This is a genomic window from Labrys sp. 22185 (assembly GCF_052045555.1).
GTDB classification, from domain to species: Bacteria; Pseudomonadota; Alphaproteobacteria; order Rhizobiales; family Labraceae; genus Labrys; species Labrys neptuniae.
In genome coordinates this window covers 169,357-186,193 of the sequence record NZ_JBQEPH010000012.1, presented here as the reverse complement: position 1 = coordinate 186,193, position 16,837 = coordinate 169,357, and the positions used below count along the sequence as shown (strand labels likewise).

Annotated in this window: 14 protein-coding genes; 6 read left to right on the top strand and 8 right to left on the bottom strand. The window is 62.7% G+C overall.

What is annotated here, in order from left to right:
* Positions 1 to 60: 60 nt before the first annotated feature.
* Positions 61 to 252, top strand: a complete 192-nt coding sequence (locus ACTJKX_RS22580) for a hypothetical protein (RefSeq protein ID WP_311943345.1) — start codon at positions 61 to 63, stop codon at positions 250 to 252.
* 139 nt (positions 253 to 391) lie between these two features.
* Here ACTJKX_RS22580 and ACTJKX_RS22575 read toward each other — a convergent pair whose 3' ends face one another.
* From ACTJKX_RS22575 to ACTJKX_RS22545, 7 genes are all read right to left on the bottom strand, one after another.
* Positions 392 to 1,387 (bottom strand): Gfo/Idh/MocA family protein, encoded by a 996-nt coding sequence (locus ACTJKX_RS22575; RefSeq protein WP_394312900.1) that lies wholly within the window; start codon positions 1,385 to 1,387, stop codon positions 392 to 394.
* A complete protein-coding gene (locus ACTJKX_RS22570; protein WP_440726592.1) occupies positions 1,384 to 2,265 on the bottom strand; it encodes a sugar phosphate isomerase/epimerase family protein in 882 nt (293 codons plus the stop codon). Before ACTJKX_RS22570 ends, ACTJKX_RS22575 begins: the two co-directional genes overlap by 4 nt.
* A gap of 46 nt (positions 2,266 to 2,311) precedes the next feature.
* Positions 2,312 to 3,145 carry a carbohydrate ABC transporter permease gene (locus ACTJKX_RS22565; protein ID WP_311943352.1) on the bottom strand — a complete coding sequence of 278 codons (834 nt, stop codon included), beginning with the start codon at positions 3,143 to 3,145 and terminating at the stop codon, positions 2,312 to 2,314.
* Complete coding sequence (locus ACTJKX_RS22560; protein WP_440726591.1) at positions 3,142 to 4,065, bottom strand: carbohydrate ABC transporter permease; 924 nt, start codon at positions 4,063 to 4,065, stop codon at positions 3,142 to 3,144. Before ACTJKX_RS22560 ends, ACTJKX_RS22565 begins: the two co-directional genes overlap by 4 nt.
* Positions 4,066 to 4,135: 70 nt before the next feature.
* Positions 4,136 to 5,353 (bottom strand): ABC transporter substrate-binding protein, encoded by a 1,218-nt coding sequence (locus ACTJKX_RS22555; protein WP_440726590.1) that lies wholly within the window; start codon positions 5,351 to 5,353, stop codon positions 4,136 to 4,138.
* Between the two features lie 31 nt (positions 5,354 to 5,384).
* Positions 5,385 to 6,386: an alpha/beta hydrolase gene (locus tag ACTJKX_RS22550; RefSeq protein ID WP_440726589.1), complete on the bottom strand. Its 1,002-nt coding sequence runs from the start codon at positions 6,384 to 6,386 to the stop codon at positions 5,385 to 5,387.
* Positions 6,383 to 7,093 (bottom strand): GntR family transcriptional regulator, encoded by a 711-nt coding sequence (locus ACTJKX_RS22545; protein WP_394312895.1) that lies wholly within the window; start codon positions 7,091 to 7,093, stop codon positions 6,383 to 6,385. The genes ACTJKX_RS22550 and ACTJKX_RS22545 overlap by 4 nt, the downstream gene beginning before the upstream one ends.
* A 131-nt stretch (positions 7,094 to 7,224) precedes the next feature.
* Here ACTJKX_RS22545 and ACTJKX_RS22540 point away from each other — a divergent pair, with 131 nt between their 5' ends.
* Positions 7,225 to 8,295, top strand: coding sequence for an ABC transporter ATP-binding protein (locus ACTJKX_RS22540; RefSeq protein ID WP_440726588.1), 1,071 nt, complete (start codon positions 7,225 to 7,227; stop codon positions 8,293 to 8,295).
* A 103-nt stretch (positions 8,296 to 8,398) separates the two neighbouring features.
* Here the strand turns inward: ACTJKX_RS22540 and hmpA are convergent, their stop codons facing one another.
* The gene (gene hmpA, locus ACTJKX_RS22535; RefSeq protein ID WP_440726587.1) at positions 8,399 to 9,610 is read right to left on the bottom strand and encodes an NO-inducible flavohemoprotein; all 1,212 of its coding nucleotides are present in this window, start codon (positions 9,608 to 9,610) and stop codon (positions 8,399 to 8,401) included.
* Positions 9,611 to 9,736: 126 nt separating this feature from the next.
* Between hmpA and ACTJKX_RS22530 the strand changes: the two genes are divergently transcribed.
* The 4 genes from ACTJKX_RS22530 (at position 9,737) to ACTJKX_RS22515 (ending at position 16,761) form a co-directional block, all read left to right on the top strand.
* Positions 9,737 to 10,156, top strand: a complete 420-nt coding sequence (locus tag ACTJKX_RS22530; RefSeq protein WP_440726586.1) for an RrF2 family transcriptional regulator — start codon at positions 9,737 to 9,739, stop codon at positions 10,154 to 10,156.
* Between the two features lie 436 nt (positions 10,157 to 10,592).
* Entirely contained in the window at positions 10,593 to 12,665 is a 2,073-nt protein-coding gene (locus ACTJKX_RS22525) for a hydantoinase/oxoprolinase family protein (RefSeq protein WP_440726585.1), read from the top strand.
* 38 nt (positions 12,666 to 12,703) lie between these two features.
* Positions 12,704 to 14,788, top strand: a complete 2,085-nt coding sequence (locus ACTJKX_RS22520; RefSeq protein ID WP_440726584.1) for a hydantoinase B/oxoprolinase family protein — start codon at positions 12,704 to 12,706, stop codon at positions 14,786 to 14,788.
* A 329-nt stretch (positions 14,789 to 15,117) separates the two neighbouring features.
* Positions 15,118 to 16,761, top strand: coding sequence for a purine-cytosine permease family protein (locus tag ACTJKX_RS22515; protein ID WP_440726583.1), 1,644 nt, complete (start codon positions 15,118 to 15,120; stop codon positions 16,759 to 16,761).
* The last annotated feature ends 76 nt before the right edge of the window (positions 16,762 to 16,837 follow it).

Sequence of the window (16,837 nt, the reverse complement as noted above, 5' to 3'; positions counted from 1 at the left end):
GCTCCGTCTTCCCAACGACTCCGAGCGCGCCGTCGCGCTCCCGATAGAAGGGAGAATCACATGGCTTTAGCATCCCGATCGAACGTAGCGACCATTGACGAGATCACCACCGACGCAACGGTCGAAGCCCTGAACGCTGCCCTGTCGCACCACGGCATTACCCCGGATCGCATCGTCGCCGTACACTACCTCGACGGCGTTTATGTCGCGAATGGACCGGGGCCGCGATTTCGAGTGCTCTTCTGGATCTAGGGCGTCGGCGCTGATCACGGAACTGGATGCGGTGTTTCGGGCCGCCGAAAAAAGCTCCCGGGCTGTTGGTGATCGCCGGCTGGCCATCGCCGCGCAAGGGCGAATTGTCGGCTGCTACAGGCCGGGTCCATTCTCGGGGTCATAGCGCCAGAACCTTCCTGAGGGTTTCGAGCCTTTCCATCGCAACCACGCCGTCCTGAATGCTCGGAGCCGGCGTGTCTTCCCCCCTGAGCGCCGGAACGACGTCGGCGAGGAGTGCGTGGTAGCCCTTGAAATCCTCGTTGGCGGCGGCGGTGAAATTGGGTTTCCAGGTGAGGCTGTCCTGGCTGTCGGTGAGGGTTGCCGCTGCATCGGCGGTCTTGAAAGGGGGATCGCGATGCCAACGCACCTCCACCACGTCTTCGATTTCCAGGCGTTGATGATCCCCCATCACTTCGATGCGCTCGACGGGCGTGCCCCGCGATTGGATCGTGCCCATCGCGATGGTGCCGATGGCGCCGCAATCGAAGTCCAGGGCGATATGGAACAGCACCCGGCCCGGTGTCTTCTCCACCTTGCGGGCCGTCAGGCCGGTGACGGGCGAGACGAGGTGGGAGACGAGATCCATATAGTGCACGCAGTGGTGCAGGAAGAAACCGGTGTAGTCGACATTGCCGGCAAAATAGCCAGGCGCGGTCATGTAGTAGCCGGTGAGACCGAGCACGGGGCCGAACCGGCCGGACTTCAGGATGTTGTGCGCGATCTTGTTGCCCACCGAATAGCGTTTCATGAAGCCGAGGAGCAGCGGCTTGCCGGCTTTCTCGGACGCTTGACGCAAGAGGCGGGCCCCCTCGGCCGAACCTGAAGGAGGCTTTTCCATGAAAACGGGCAGGCCGTGCTCCAGTGCGGCCTTGCCGAAGGCGAGGTGCTGATCGGGGCCGACGGCCATGCCGACGGCATCGATGCCGGGCGTACGGATCAGCTCCATCGCATCGGTGAGCAGTGTCGAGACGCCGAACTGGCGGCCAGCATCGGCCAGGCGTTTGCCGTCGATGTCGCAAAGGGCTGCAATCTTTACGTCATGGCGCAGGAGCTGCGGCAGCAGCATCTGGGTGGCGTGCACGCCGCAACCGATCCAGCCAATATTCAAGGTCATCTGCGAAATTCCGTCAGCGAGATATGGGAGCGGATGAAGGAGGCGGAGGCGGCGAGGCGCTTGCTCTCGTCCTCATGCGGCGCGCGCCATTGCGCCAGGGGCACGCCGAAACGATCATCGTTGCGCCGGAAGGGTTCGAGCGAGACAGGCCCGTCATAATCGATGTCATGAAGGGCACGGCAGACGTCGACCCAGTCCGTGGCCCCGGTTCCCGGAAAGCCGCGATGATTTTCATTGGCCTGGAAATGCACGAGGAGAGACCCGGCTAGGCGGATGGCTTCCGAGATGGAGGCTTCCTCCATATGCATGTGGAAGGTGTCGAGCATCAGCCGCACGGCGAGGTGATCGACGGCCTGGAGCAACTCCATCGCCTGCTGCGTGGTGCACAACACGTCGCTTTCGAAACGGTTCAGGGGCTCGACGGCGAGGGTCACGCCAAGGCGGGCGGCATGATCGCCTGCTTCCCTCAGGCCGGTGACGCAGCGCTGCTTGCGGGCAAGGCGTTCGGTCTCGGATACCGGCTGGGGCGCACGGCCGGCAAAGACGAGCGGATTGCCGGTCAGGGGACCGCCCACCAATGTCGCGCCGAGCGCGGCCGCGCAGTCGGCGGCATATTTCAAATAGTCGATGCCGGCACGATGGCTGGCCGCATCTTCCGAGGACAGGTTACGCTGCAGATTGACGCGAGCCGCCAACACCACCCCGAGACCGGCATCGGCCAGGGCCGCACGGGCCGCTGCCAGATCCATTTCGCCGGGCTCGGGCACCAGGAGTTCGACGAAGTCGTAACCGAGCTCCTTCATGCGGGCGAAGAGGGGAAAGTGCTCGGCGGCAAAAGGCCGGGCATATTGCATCGATATCAGGCCGATAGGATTCATTGTTTGGCTTCACAGTTTGCAGAGGGCAGGCGCGGTGCTGGCTTCATCATCCCTTCACCGCTCCTTGGGTCAGGCCGCCAACCAGGCGTTTTTGCACGATGAGAAAGAGCAGAGTCGCAGGCAGGGCGCCGACCACGCCGCCGGCGGCGAGCAGCCCCCATTCGATCTGGTATTCGCCGATCAGGGTCTGGATCGCCACGGTCACCGTGCGTACGTTCTTGCCGCCCAGAGTGAGGGCGTAGAGATACTCGTTCCAGGCGGTGATGAAGATATAGATGCCGGTGGAGATGATGCCGGGCATGGCAAGCGGCAGCACCACCCGGCGCAGGGCCGCCAGGCGCGAGCAGCCGTCGATCATTGCCGCTTCGTCGAGGCTCCTGGGGATGGCTGCCACATAGCTCGTCAGCATCCACACCGCGAAGGGAATGGCGACGGTGGCGTTGGCCAGGATCAGGCTGAGATGGGTGTCGAGCAGGCCGAGCCGGCGCATCAGCACGAAAAGCGGCAGGATCAGCAGCACCACCGGGAACATGTTGACCAGCAGGAACTGCAGCATGATCGCCCTGCGCCCGAGGAAGCGGAAGCGCGAGAAGGCATAGGCGGCCGTAACCGAGACGCCGAGGCCGACGACCACGGTGCCGAGGGCGATGATCAGGCTGTGGCCCATATTGCCGAGGAAGGAGGTCTGCTCGAACAGGCGGGTGTAATTGTCGAAGCTCCAGCCGATGGGCGACAGCGAAACCCCGCTTGCCGCAATGCGCTCGGACGGCGTGAGCGAGGTCAGTATCATCCAGGCGAAGGGCCCGAGTGCGAAGAGCACGATCGCTGCCACCGGCAGGTCGGTGGTGAGAATGCGCCGGAGGGTCGACGGCTTGTTCATCGCTCGACCTCCTTCATGGTGCGGATGATGTAGATGGCGACGAAGACGCCGAGCAGGATAGTGAAGGTCACCGCTATGGCCGTGCCATAGCCGAAATCGAGATTCTGGCGCGCCTTGATGAAGGCGTAGAGGGGCAAGGTGTGGGTCGCGTAGCCGGGACCGCCCCCCGTCATCACGAAGATGACGTCCATGGAGTTGGCGACCCAGATCACGCGAAGCAGCCCGGCGGTCGCCAGGACCGGAGCAATGCCGGGCAGGGTGACGTTGACGAACTGGCGCCAGGGCGTCGCGCCGTCGATGGAGGCAGCCTCATACTGGCTGCGCGGAATGCCCTGCAGGGCGGCGAGGATCATCACGGCAAAGAAGGGAAAGCCCTGCCAGGTGAGCGTGGCGATCACGGCATAGAGCGCGACATTGGGATCGGCGAGCCAGGGCACTGCGCTCTGGATCAGATGCACGCCGAGCAGCATGTCGTTGAGCACGCCGGTGTTGGGATCGTAAATCCAGCGCCACATCAAGGCGATGACAACGCTCGGCAGCGCCCAGGGGATGATGATCAGCGCGCGGGCAAGGCCGCGCCAGGGAAAATCGCGATTGAGCAGCAGGGCGGCAACCAGGCCGAGCCCCATCTGCAGCGGCACCGTGAGGCCGATCCAGATCACCGTGTGCCAGAGCGCCGTCCAGAACACCGGATCGGCGAACAGCTTGATGTAGTTGCTCAAGCCGACGAATCTGGCGGCATTGGGCTTCCACAGCACCAGATCGAACAGGCTCGTATAGACGGCCTCGATCATCGGGACGAAGACGACGACAAACACCACCAGCAAGGCCGGCGCCAGCAGGGCATAGGGCATCAGCCGCGCCCGCAGGGGGACCGCGAATTCCCGATCGAGTTCGGAGGTGGACGAGTGCAGCGACATGGCCCGGCGCGATGGTGAGAGGGGAGAAAGGGGCTCTCTGTGCGGCGCACAGAAAGCCCGGTGCCCTTACCTAGTTTGCAAACAGCGTCTGCAATTGCTGCATCATCTGCTCGGGCGTCGCTGCGCCTGTCAGGGCCTGCTGCATGTTGGTCTGCCAGGCCGTGTTGACGAATTCGGTCGTGGCCGGGGTCTGCGGCAGCACCGAGGCGAAGGGCAGCGACTGCACGGTGGCATCCACGAAACGCCGCTGGTGCAGCGTCCAGTTGGCCGAGCCCGACTTGGTCACCGTCATCTGACCGGTGGCCTTATTGAACTCGACATTGTTCTGTCCCTCCGCCAGGAAGGAGATCCATTTCCAGGCGGCGTCCTTCGCCTGCGAGGAGGAAAAGACCGCCAGCGATTCATCGCCATAGGAGGTCCACTGCTTGCCGTTGCAGGCCGGGGCGGGTACCGCCGAGACCTTGTCGCCCAGGGCTTTGACGAGGTCGTTGGACGAGCCGACATGGTGGATGGTCATCGCGGTCTTGCCGGCCTTGAAGGCTGCGATGATTTCCTGGAAGCCGTCGTTGGGCGCGGAGGGCGGAATCGACTTGTCCTCCCGGAACATGTCGACCAGCCATTTGTTGGCGGCAATCGCTTCCGGCGTGGTCAGGCCGCCCGGCTCGAGCTTGGCGCCCCTGGAAAAGACGAAAGTGCCCCACTGGTCCCAGCCGCCCTTGCCGCCGCGCAGACCGAAGCCATAGGTCTCCGGCGCCTTGGTGAGTTTCTTGGCGTCCTCGCGGAACTCGTCGCAGGTCTTGGGCGGCTCCAGCCCCGCGGCCTTGAACAGGTCGGCGCGGTAATAAAGATAGAGAACGACATATTGGATCGGCAGATAATATTGCTTGCCGTCCGGCCCCTTGTTGAGATTGAGGAGATTGTCGAGCAGGTCCGCCTTGCCGGGCCAGGCATCGATGCGGTCGCCGATCGGCTCCAGGGCTCCCATCTCGACGAGGCGGGGCTGGGCGAACAGCTTCACCATGGCGGCATCGGGTGCATTGCCGCCGACGATCGCCGTGTAGAGATTGTCGTAATAGGAGTTCCACGGCACGTTTTCGGCTTCGACCTTGATGCCGGGATTGGCTGCCTCGAACTTCTTGATGAGATCGTCCATCGGGTTGGCCGGATTGTCGAAATGATACCAGAAGCGCACGGTCTGCGCCTTGGCGGCCCCGAGCATCATGCTGGCGCTCAGGGCGCAGGCGACGCCGAGTGCCTTCAGCGTTTTCTTCAGTCCTGTTCTCATCATCTCCTCCCGAGGAATGTGCTTTGATGCCGGTTCATGCCGGCTTGATCATTGACGTTGCCGCTTGACCTGCGGTCTTGAGGGCGTTGCGGGCTGCGCTCAGCCCGATGCTCATCTGTAAAAAGCCGTGCGTCACGCCCTTGACAACGTGTGTCTCGGCCGGCCGTCCCACCGAGCGCAGGCGCGCTGCCAGATTGAGTGTGTCCGACAAGAGCGGATCGATCTCCGCGGCCAGAAGGAAGAGCGACGGCAGACCACGCAGAGCCTCGTCACTGGCATGGAGGGGCGAAGCGAGTGCCTCCTGGCGTGCCTTCGGATCGGGCAGGTACCAGTTCCAGTAGCGCTGCATCCGCGCCGTGGTGAGACCGGGCCCCTCGGCAAAGCGCCGATAGGACGCCGTCTCGAAATCCGCGTCATAGACGCCATAGAAGAGCAGGACGCCGTCGGGGGCCTTGTATTCATTGGCCTGTCCGCGAAGCATGGCCGCCAGGGCAAGGTTGGCGCCTGCCGAGTCACCGGCCAGCAGAAGCGGGCCGGGGCGGATGCCGAACGGGGCCGTGCTCTCGAAGACACTGCCGAGACAGGCAATCACATCATGCAGCCCCGCCGGGAAGGGATGCTCCGGCGCAAGGCGATAGTCGGGCATGAGAACGGGCAGGCCGGTCTCGATGGCGAGGACCCGGGCGCACCGTTCATGGGTCTGAGGGCTGCAGAAGGCAAAGCCGCCGCCATGGACGAAGACCAGGGCACCGTCTCCCGCCTGCGGGGGGATCAGCACCTTGACGCGGCAGTCGGCCGACGGGAGCGCCGGATCCGCGGGGATGATGACGTCGCCCGCAAAGGCCATTGCCGGCAGGTCGCGGTTCCAGCGCTGGTTGAGGCGCGCGGCAAGGGCGCGACCCTCTGCCGGCGGCAGCAGCGTCGTATCGGGCTGCGGACCGATCTCATCGTCGATGGCGGCCAGGAGGCGTGCCAGCTCCGGATCGAGCCGGCCGGGCAATTCTTCGACCCGCATGTCGGGGAAAGGGAGGTTCATTGCCCTGCTCCCGGAAAAACGTTGGGCCCGAAATCGACGATGGTCGCGATATGGTGCTCAAGGGAGGTCACGGCCGCGGCGCTGTTGCCGGCCTCGATTGCGGCTACCAGCGGCCGATGACGCTGGGCTGTCAGCACGAGATCGCGCTGGCCTTGCGTGCGCGAAATCTTGAAGCGGTGGTTGTGGATCAGGCAGCGATGCAGGATCGGATCCAGTGCGGGCAGGTCGGCATCGTGGAACAGGCGGCGGTGGAAATCGCGGTCGAAGGCGGCAAGCCCCATCTCGTCATCCTCCCGCGCGGCTTCCTCCATGGCTTCGACCAGTGCCTTCAGATCGGAAAGCAGGCTGCGGCTGGGGTTGCGCAGGGCGCGGAGTACACCGGCACATTCGATCTGCTTGCGGACGCGGAACATCTCCACGGCCTCGTCGGCCGTGCAGTCCGAGACCTGGGTGCCGCGATGGCCGCGCCGATGCACCAGCCCTTCCTCCTGGAGCTGCAGCAGTGCTTCCCGCACCGTGCCCTGGCTGCAGCCGAAACGGGCGGCGAGTTCCAGTTCCACCAGCGGTTCGCCGGGAGCGAGTTCGCCGAGCATGATGTCGTGCTTGAGGGCATCGAAGGCGATCGCCGAGCGGGCGACAGGGCCGGGCCGGGTGCCTTTGGCGCGGAGTGCCGGGTCGAAACGCCGAGATGCTGGCCGCTCGCTCATGTCTCCCCCTTGTGCTGGCGCCCACCTTGTGAGTGTTCGCTTACCTCTTGCAATTATCATTATTGATATTGATAATTAGGTCAAGGGCTGGAAAGGCCTCGCTTGTCGCAGGCAGCATCGGGGAGAACGCAATGGCGGGCATTGGCCTCAGGGATATTCGCAAGTCCTACGGCACCCATACGGTGATCCATGGTGTCGACCTCGATATCGCCGAGGGCGAATTCCTGGTGCTGGTCGGTCCGTCGGGGTGCGGCAAATCCACCTTGCTGCGCATGGTCGCCGGGCTCGAAGAGATCACGGGTGGAGAGATGCGCATCGGGGACAGGGTGGTGAATGCGCTTACGCCTGCCGAACGCAATATCGCCATGGTGTTCCAGGATTACGCGCTCTATCCGCATATGACGGTGGCCGAGAACATGGGGTTTGGGCTGCGCATGCGCGACCAGAATCCACAAATGATCGACCAGCGCGTAAGGCAAGCCGCCGAAACCCTGAAACTGGCGCCCCTGCTGGAGCGTCGGCCGGGGCAATTGTCGGGCGGGCAACGTCAGCGTGTCGCCATGGGACGGGCCATCGTTCGTGATCCTCAGGCTTTCCTGTTCGACGAACCGCTGTCCAATCTCGATGCCGGCTTGCGGGTGGAGATGCGGCTCGAGATCGCCAAGCTGCACCGGCGCATCCAGGCAACCACGGTCTATGTCACGCATGACCAGGTCGAAGCGATGACGCTGGCCGACCGTATCGTCGTGATGAATGCGGGCCGTATGGAACAGGTCGGCCCGCCGCTCGACCTCTATCACCGTCCGGCAAGCCTGTTCGTGGCGCGCTTCATCGGCAGTCCGACCATGAACACCGTGGAAGTGAAACTGAACGGAGGCGGCGAGCTTTCGATCGGCAGGGCCAAGATTGCCGTGCCATGGCTGTCGGCGGTAGCCGGAACCCCTATCGTCCTGGGTATCCGGGCGGAAGACCTTTCGCCCTGCGACGCCTCCCAGGCGTGGTTCACCGGCGAATTGGCGATGGTCGAACGTCTCGGCGGGCAGACCTTTGGCTACCTGGATGCGGGTGGAGAACGCATGATCACCGTCGAATTTCCGCGTCACAGCACCGTGAAGGTGGGAGACCTGATTTCGGTGAAGGGCGAGGGGAACGTGCTGCACCTTTTCGACGGAAAGAGCGGCCGGCGGCTGGAACCGGCCTGAAGTGAACGCAGGGCTGGGCGATGCCGGCCTGACCGCCGCCATGGAGGCGGTCGATAGTCCTTGCCGATATCGACCGAAGAGCCCCGCATCCGAAGGGAAGTGCTCAGGCTGCGAGCAATTCGTCCGCCGGGCCGAAGAACTCGTAATGGATGCGGTCGGATCGCACGCCTGCGAGCGACAGCGCCGAAACCGCGGCCCGCAGAAAAGGCCTCGGCCCGCAGATATAGTAGTCCGCTTCGCTGGCCGGGGTATTGGCAATCAGCCAGCCGTCCGTGATGAGGCCAGCGAGATCGTAGTCGCGTCCGGCGGTCTCATCCGCGAGCGGCGTCTGGTGAAAATCGGTGACGCGCACCGCCTTGCCTCGAGAGGCCAGCGCGCGGACATGCTCGCGCATCGCATGGGTCTGGCGATTATGCGTCCCATGGATGTAGTGGACCGGAACGCTGCTGCCGGTGGCGACCAACGCCTCCAGCATCGCCACCATCGGCGTGAGGCCCACGCCGCCGGACAGGAGGACCACAGGGCGCTCGGGGCGGTCGGCAAGAAAGAACTCGCCCGCCGGCGCCGCCACCTTGAGGATCGTTCCCGCGGCGGCGTGGTCGTGGAGCCATCCCGATGCAAGACCATGGGGCTCGCGCTTCACCGAGATGCGATAGGTCTGCCCATTCGCTGCAGCCGAAATGGAATAATTGCGCTTGATAGGCGGATGGCCGGGAATGTCGAACCAGAAGGTGAGATACTGCCCTGGCTTGTGCGGCATGACGCCCTTGTCATCGACCGGCCGCAGCACGAATGATTTGATCACGCTGCTTTCGCGCACCACGTCCTCCACGCGGAAATCGCGCCAGCCGTTCCAGCCGCCGGCGGCTTCCTTCTGCTCGGCATAGATGCGTTCCTCGCGGGCGATCAGGATATGGGCAAGGAACCAGTAGGCCTCTCCCCATGCGGCGAGGATTTCGTCGGTTGCGGCATCCCCCAAAACGGCCTTGATCGCACCCAGCAGGGCATCGGCGACATGAGGATAGTGCTCGGGCAGGATCTGGAGCCCGACATGCTTTTGCGCGATTCGCTCGACCGCAGGCACCAGCGCGCTCAAATTGTCGATATTGCTGGCATAGGCCAGGATGGCGCCGGTCGGCGCGCGCGGCTGCGATCCCGCATCGCCATGGTGGGACTGATTGAACAGGTCTCGAATGTCGTGGTTCCTGAACATGCGCGAATACATTTCGTGCACGATATCGAGGCCGTGGGCCTCGAGGGCGGGAACGGTGGCTTTGACGAGCGCGATGGTTTGCGCACCGAGCGGCTGTGACATCACATCTCCTGTGATCTGGATGCTTTCAGGACAGGGTTTGATCGGTTCAAAAACATGTATCCTGGATGCATCTATACCGACGAAATAAAACATGCAACATTGATGCATATTTTTTGGAGCAAATCGGTGCGACTGACGCGCTACACCGACTACGCCATGCGTGTCCTGCTGTATCTGGCCAGGAAGCCGGACACGCTATGCTCGATTGGCGACATTGCGCGCGCCTATGCCATCTCGCAGAACCATCTGATGAAGGTCGTCAACGATCTGGTGAATGCAGGCTATCTGGAAAGCGTGCGGGGCCGGCATGGTGGCATTCGTCTGGCCAAGCCAGCCGCCGACATCAATGTCGGAGCCCTCGTCCGCCATACCGAGGACGATTTCGATCTGGTCGGCTGCGGGTCCTGCATCATCGCGCCGGCCTGCGGTCTCACAAGCGTGCTGGACGAAGCACTGCAATCGTTCCTGGCGACACTCGATCGCTATTCCCTGGCGGATATCGTCGCCCGCAAAGGTGACTTCGGGTACCTGCTAAGAGCCTCGTAAGACAGAGGGCGTGCCTCGCCTTTGTAATAAATCCTCGACCGGCCGAACTGAATCACGAGGATGAGCCCCTGGTGCGACCGGGAGGTTGCGATCTGGGGGCATCGAGGCTTTGGGGGCTCCTCCCAAGGCAAGGCGGTTGCGGACGTCCGGGGAGTTGTCCTCTCGGTTTTACTGTCGCTTTCGGCCACGCGCCTATGCGCAAGCAGGGACTCCTGGGCCCAAGCCAGTGACCCCAAAAAAACGTTTGGCGAATTCAGTATTTTGTGCGTATGCTACCAGTTACGTTCAACAGAGAACGCGGTCACGGCACGTTGCGCAGCGCGCAGTAGGTACTGTGCGTGACCATCCCCCCAAACATAAAAGATAATCGTACCGCACGACATGTGTTGTGCTGTCCGGATCACACTGTCCAACGTAAATCTGGAGGAGTCCGCCTATGAATATAGACGGAAGACTGAGCAGCTATGCGTCTAATGGGTCACGTGTTCGAGTTGCCATAGACGTTGGAGGAACATTCACCGACGTTTTCATTCTGGACTCCAACGGCAACCAAACCGTTGCGAAAGTCCCGAGCACGTCCAATCCGATTGACGCCGTGATGAACGGCGCTGCCGCGGCCCGGATCGATTGGCATGACGTGGAACTGTTTACCCACGGCACGACGATCGCCACGAATGCGCTGATAACCCGTAATTTCAAGCCCGCGGCAATGGTGACGACCAAGGGTTTTCGCGATGTTCTCGAAATCGGGCGCGGTACCCGAGAAGATCCCTGGGACGCCTACAAGGAAGGCACTCCGCCCTATGTTCGCCGCCGCGATCGTTTCGCCGTCACCGAACGCATCAACTATCGCGGCGAGGTCATCGAGCCCTTCAACGAGGCCGAGGCCCGTGAAGTCGCGCGCATCCTGCGCAAGCGGAAAGTGACCGCGGTCGCGGTGTGCTTCATCAACGCCTATGTCAATGGCGCTCATGAACTGCGAATGGCCGAAATTCTCGCCGAAGAGCTCGGGCCGGATGTCGCAATCACCACGTCGCACGAAACGCACCCGGAGATCTTCGAGGACGACCGGTTTTCGACGACGGTCGCCAATACGATCTTGGCGCCGATCATCCGCCCCTATGCACGCGATATCGACCGCAGAACCAGCGAAGCCGGCTATGAGGCCGACGTGCTGCTCCTGCATTCCGGCGGAGGCGTGATTACGCCGGCGACAGCGGAAAAATATGCGGCGCGGCTCGCGGCCTCGGGCATCGCGGCGGGCGCGATTGCGAGCAGGCATTTTGCCGGCCTGTGCGGCTACAAGAACGCGATCGGTCTGGATATGGGCGGAACATCGGCCGACATTTCGCTGGCGGCGGACGGCCATTTGCGCATGACCGACAAATGGGAGGTCGATTGGGGCCATCCGATCTGTTTCCCGTCGGTCGAGGTTCTCACCATTGGTGCGGGCGGCGGCTCGCTCTCCTGGCTCGACAAGGCGGGGTCGCTGCGCAACGGCCCGCAATCGGCCGGCTCCGTGCCAGGGCCCGCCTGCTACAAGGCTGGCGGCACCGAACCGACCAATACCGATGCGAACATTATTCTGGGCCGCGTTGGTACCGAACTCGCCGGCGGTACGATGAAGCTCGATCGTGATGCCGCGCTCGGGGCAATGAAAAAGATCGCCGATGCGCTGGATCTCAATGTGATCGATGCCTCGCTCGCAACGCTCCGGGTCGCCAACGCCAACATGGCCGACGCAGTTCGCCTGATCTCCATTGCCCGCGGCCATGATCCTCGCGATTTCGCGTTGGTGGCTTTCGGAGGAGCGGGACCGCTGCACGGGGTGGACATTGCCCGCGAGCTTAACATCCCGGTGGTGATCGTGCCGCCGAACCCCGGCGTGACCTCGGCGGTCGGCTGCATGCTCGTCGATGTCCAGCACGACGTGACCCGGATGTTCTTCAAGGATGCCGTCGAGGCCGATCCTGCCGACATCGAGGCGGCGTTCAGGGAGATCGAAGCCGAAGGGCGCCAGCGACTGGAGACCGACGGCGTCGAGGAGAAGGACATGACGTTCCAGCGTCTTGTCGACATGCGCTATCGCGGCCAGTGGCGTTCGCTGGCGGTGCCGGTTTCCGGCCAGATCAAATCGATGAAAGAGGCGATTGCGATCTTCCACAGTGAATATGAGAAGGCGCACAACTTCCGGCGTGAGGACTTCCCGGTCGAGATCTATCGCCTGACCGTTCGCGCCATCGGCGTCACGCCCAAACCGTCCTTCCCGAAAGTCAAGATCGACAGGGATGCAAAGGCGACACCGAAGGGGACGCGGGAGGTCTGGTTCCACGGACAGCCCGCGGCGATGACCACGAACCTCTATGACCGCGATCATCTGGCGGCCGGGGTCACGATCAAGGGACCCGCCATCATCGACCAGCTCGACTCGACCACTGTCATCCCGCCGGACTGCGTCGCCCATATCGACGAGTGGCTCAACATCCAGATCAAGCTCGACGCTGCATAAGCGGTGCCTGGCAAAGGAACATGGAGAGGAAGAACAGCATGAGCAACTCCAACAAATATGCAGGACTGTCCGACAAGGGTATTCAGCATCCGCCGCTCCCCGCGGATCGGAAGACGGTGTTCAAGACCACGCTCGACCCGATCACATTCGAGGTTCTGCGCAACGCCTTCGTCAACATCGTCGACCAGATGGCCGAACAGCTGTTGAGAACCTGCTATTCGTTCGTGATCTATTGCCGCGACTTCTCGTCGGGGCTGAGCGATCCCCAGGGCAACCTGGTGATGCAGGGAACGGGCGACATCGCCGCGCATGTGGGAACGCTCCACTATACCTGCAAGGCGGTGATCGAGGCGTTCGGCGACGACATCCACCCCGGCGACGTCTTCATCATCAACGACCCGTTCCGCGGCGGCAGTCACTTCAACGACACGCGGATTCTGCGCCCGATGTTCTACAAGGGCGAGCTGATCGGATATTCGCAGGCGAATGGCCACTGGGCCGACATGGGGGGCGCAGCACCGGGATCCTTCAACATCACGGCGCTCGACCATATGGGCGAAGGGCTGCGCATCACGCCGGTGCGTGTATGGAGCAAGGGCGTCTGGCTCGAAGACGTGGCCCGCATGATCGCCGCCAATACGCGCAATCCCGGCGACGTCATCGGTGACATGCAGGCGCAGGCCGAGGCGACCGCGGTCGCCGAGCGTGAGATCATCCGGCTTTGCGACAAATATGGCGCCGAGACGATCAAGACCGCGTTCCAGGAAGTACAGGACTATGTCGAAGTACTCATGCGGGCGCGCCTTGCCGAATTGCCCGATGGGACCTGGTACGCCGAGGACTATATCGATCAGGACCCCAAGCTCGAAGAGGGGCTGATCCCGATCAAGATCAAGTTCACGATCGACGGCAATCACGCCCATTACGATCTGTCGGGATCGCATCCGCAGATCTCGACCTTCCTGAATGCGGCCTATGGCGGCTCGTTTGCGGGTATCGTGGCGGGAACCAAATATCAGTTCCCTGATCTGCCGCTGAACTCCGGCCTCTACCGGGCGGTAACCGTGAATGTGGGAGAACCGGGAACCGTCGTGAACGCCGATTGGCCAAGCCCCTGCGCCGGCTTCTGTTCCGGCCCGTTCGAAAAGCTGATGAACTCGGTGTTCGGCCTTTGGGCCGAGATCCTGCCCGAGCGGACCATGGGTTGCGCCTTCAATCTGGAATATCTGCTGGTTGGCGGGCGCGACACCAGGATCAAGGGACGTCCCTATTTCATGTGGTATGACTGGATGGCAGGCGGTTGGGGCGGCCGCAACGGCCGGGACGGCTTCAATGCCACCGCTCCGGTGTTCGGCGCCCAATATGGCATTCAGCCCCTTGAAGGCCAGGAGCGCCTCGCTCCCGTGCTGACGAAATGCCATGATTTCGTTCAGGACTCGGCAGGTCCCGGGGAGTCCCGAGGCGGGCTTGGCGCCGAGAAGGGCGGATCCGTCTTCGAAGGCGAGCGCATCGTGGTGTCCTATTGCTGCGATCGCGAGCGCTCGGTCACCTGGGGTATGTGGGGCGGCCTGCCCTCCATCCCGCACGGCGTATGGCTAAACAAGGGGACGGAGAAGGAGCGCTATCTCGGTTCGATCTTCTCCAACTTGCCGATCGAGCTGGACGACGTGTTCACGCGGCCATCCGCCGGCGGTGGCGGCGTCGGCGATCCCTTGCTGCGCGACCCTCAACTGGTCTGCGAGGACGTGGCCGACGAATATGTCAGCCTCGAGCGGGCACGGATCGACTATGGCGTCGTCATCAGCGTGATCGACCGTGACCTGGCCCAGTACGAGGTCGATGTCGAGGCAACCGAGAGGGAGCGCCAGCACATTGCTGCAGCTCGCCTGGGCTGGCTCGATGAGAATGCCGAGACGATCGCTGCCGATTATCGCGCCGGAAAGCTCAACGAGATGGATTGCATCCGGCAATATGGCGTCATCCTCGATTGGGGTGACGGTACGCTTTTGCCCAATACGACCAGTCAGTTTCGTCAGATGCTCAAGCGTAGGGTCGTGCCCTATTGGGGCAAGACGCTGGCGGTCCTCGGCAAGGAAGCGACTCAAAGATCTCGCGCCGCCTAAGGCGGCCGTGGAGGGGAGGCGGAGCGCCAGAACGCTCCGCCTCCGCATCAGTGCCGCTCCTTGAGGCGGCCTGTAATCGCGCTGGGTTGGCTGGGAACGCCAACGCCATCGTGTTCAGGGCAATGCGCACATCTTCGACTTCCGGGCTCACGCCGGTTCGCGTTCTGCGCGAGCAGGTCCGCGCATGCACCTGTTGAAGGTAGTTCTCGCGTGTAGGGAAACAGCCAGCCGCGACAAGAGACGGCTGGAATTTCACATCCTGCGGACCGGCCACTGATCCCTGGTTCCCCAGCTGACATTGGTACGACCGCGACCACAGAGGGGACATCATGGACACAGCCAGTACTGTTCCAAAACCGGACATCATCTACCAGGACGAACCTGGAGTCTTGCGCCAGGCAGCCGCCGAGGATTTCTCTTTGCATATCGTGCCGCCGACGTGGCGAAGCTCGCGATTTTCGCTTGCGATGGCCTGGTTCGGCCTGATGAGCGCCATGTTCTGGGTCGTCGTCGGCAGTACCGTGGCATTGTCGGTCGGCACGGTCGATACGTTGATCGGCATTGCCTTATCAACGGTGGTCTACGGCGTTCTGTGCAATGTCGCGGCCCGCTTTGCGGCACGAAGCGGCACCAATGTGGCGCTGTTTTCCCGAGCGGTTTTCGGACAGGTCGGCGCGACTTTCGCCGCGCTGCTGTTCGGGGTGACGATCACCTATTACGCCATTGCCGAGGGCACGATCGTCGCGATCGCGCTTCAGGATTATTTCGGCGGACCGATGAGTCTGTGGTATTTCATTGTCTGCTGCTACAGCGCCCCTCTGGTCATGCGTGGCGTCCGCACCTGGCTGGATCGGATCAACGGCGTTTTGCTTCCTCTCTACGTCCTTGGCCTCATCGCCTGCGTCATCTGGGCGATCGTTACACATGGATATTCAAACAACTGGCTGACTCATCTTCCAGCCAAGAGCGCCGACATGGGTGTTCCCGGCTGGTGGTTCGCCTTCACGGTCTATATGGGCGTGTGGGTCGTGGTGATGATGACATGGGACGTGGCCCGCTTCGGCCGCAAAGAGGACGCCGTCGCCAACGGCAATACGAGCTTCGGCATTCCCTTCTATGTCGTCACCTTGCTGATCAACGGTGCGGTCGGGATCTTCATCGCCGAAACCATTCCGATCGTGGGGCCGCTGTCGGAGACGTCGGCGATCATCGGCATCGTGGCGCTGATGGGGCCCTTCGGCGTGCTTCTGGTCTGGGTCAGCCAGACCAGGATCAACACGATCAACTTCTATCTTTCATCCACCAACATGCAGAACTTCTTTGCGCGGGCCTTCAAGATCTCATTGCCCCGCACCGTGTGGGTGGCGATCATGTCGGTCGTGATCTTCCTTGTGATGCTCACCAATGTCTTCGGCTACCTTCTGCAGACGCTCCAGTTCCAGGGTGTGATCATCGTTGCCTGGGTTGGTGTCGCCATGACCCATGTCGGCTGGTGCTACCTGCGCGGGATCAAGGCTGACATGCTGGAGTTTCGTCCCGGCCGGGTTCCGCTGGTCAATCCGGGCGGACTTGGAGCCTGGGTGGTCGCATCGGCGGTCGGCTGCCTGCTCCTGGTCTTCGGCGGCAGCTTTGGCGGCATCTGGGCACCGCCAATCACCTTGGCGATAGCCGTCGTCATCTATGCGGCGTCTCTGGGGATCGCGCGCGCGAACTGGTTCATCGTGGAGCGGCCGCACGACCCCAGAAGTGAAGTCGACGATCCATGGACTGCGAGGATCCGCTGCAGTCATTGTGCCCAGGCCTATATCGCCCACGAAATGGATCGCGACCCTTCATTCCGTCATGAGCCGATTTGCCTTGCATGCGCGTCCGACCGCCGCGAATTCCTGCTGGCAGCCCGGGCAGAGGCAAGAACCTATGCCGGGCGCTGCGAGCCGGTCATGCTCGGCTCTCGACGCAGTTCGGCGACGTAGAACACGATTGCGGGCTGCGCCTTCGGTGCAGCCCGGCTTGCATGACCGCCCCGGCTCGGGCCGCCAAGGCGGCATC

What these genes read in the sequence shown, in the direction of transcription:
- hmpA (WP_440726587.1), bottom strand. Translation starts at nt 9,610, where the DNA reads ATGTCACAGCCGCTCGGTGCGCAAACCATCGCGCTCGTCAAAGCCACC.
- ACTJKX_RS22525 (WP_440726585.1), top strand. Translation starts at nt 10,593, where the DNA reads ATGAATATAGACGGAAGACTGAGCAGCTATGCGTCTAATGGGTCACGT.
- ACTJKX_RS22575 (WP_394312900.1), bottom strand. Translation starts at nt 1,387, where the DNA reads ATGACCTTGAATATTGGCTGGATCGGTTGCGGCGTGCACGCCACCCAG.
- ACTJKX_RS22515 (WP_440726583.1), top strand. Translation starts at nt 15,118, where the DNA reads ATGGACACAGCCAGTACTGTTCCAAAACCGGACATCATCTACCAGGAC.
- ACTJKX_RS22560 (WP_440726591.1), bottom strand. Translation starts at nt 4,065, where the DNA reads ATGTCGCTGCACTCGTCCACCTCCGAACTCGATCGGGAATTCGCGGTC.
- ACTJKX_RS22540 (WP_440726588.1), top strand. Translation starts at nt 7,225, where the DNA reads ATGGCGGGCATTGGCCTCAGGGATATTCGCAAGTCCTACGGCACCCAT.
- ACTJKX_RS22545 (WP_394312895.1), bottom strand. Translation starts at nt 7,093, where the DNA reads ATGAGCGAGCGGCCAGCATCTCGGCGTTTCGACCCGGCACTCCGCGCC.
- ACTJKX_RS22565 (WP_311943352.1), bottom strand. Translation starts at nt 3,145, where the DNA reads ATGAACAAGCCGTCGACCCTCCGGCGCATTCTCACCACCGACCTGCCG.
- ACTJKX_RS22580 (WP_311943345.1), top strand. Translation starts at nt 61, where the DNA reads ATGGCTTTAGCATCCCGATCGAACGTAGCGACCATTGACGAGATCACC.
- ACTJKX_RS22555 (WP_440726590.1), bottom strand. Translation starts at nt 5,353, where the DNA reads ATGATGAGAACAGGACTGAAGAAAACGCTGAAGGCACTCGGCGTCGCC.
- ACTJKX_RS22520 (WP_440726584.1), top strand. Translation starts at nt 12,704, where the DNA reads ATGAGCAACTCCAACAAATATGCAGGACTGTCCGACAAGGGTATTCAG.
- ACTJKX_RS22550 (WP_440726589.1), bottom strand. Translation starts at nt 6,386, where the DNA reads ATGAACCTCCCTTTCCCCGACATGCGGGTCGAAGAATTGCCCGGCCGG.
- ACTJKX_RS22570 (WP_440726592.1), bottom strand. Translation starts at nt 2,265, where the DNA reads ATGAATCCTATCGGCCTGATATCGATGCAATATGCCCGGCCTTTTGCC.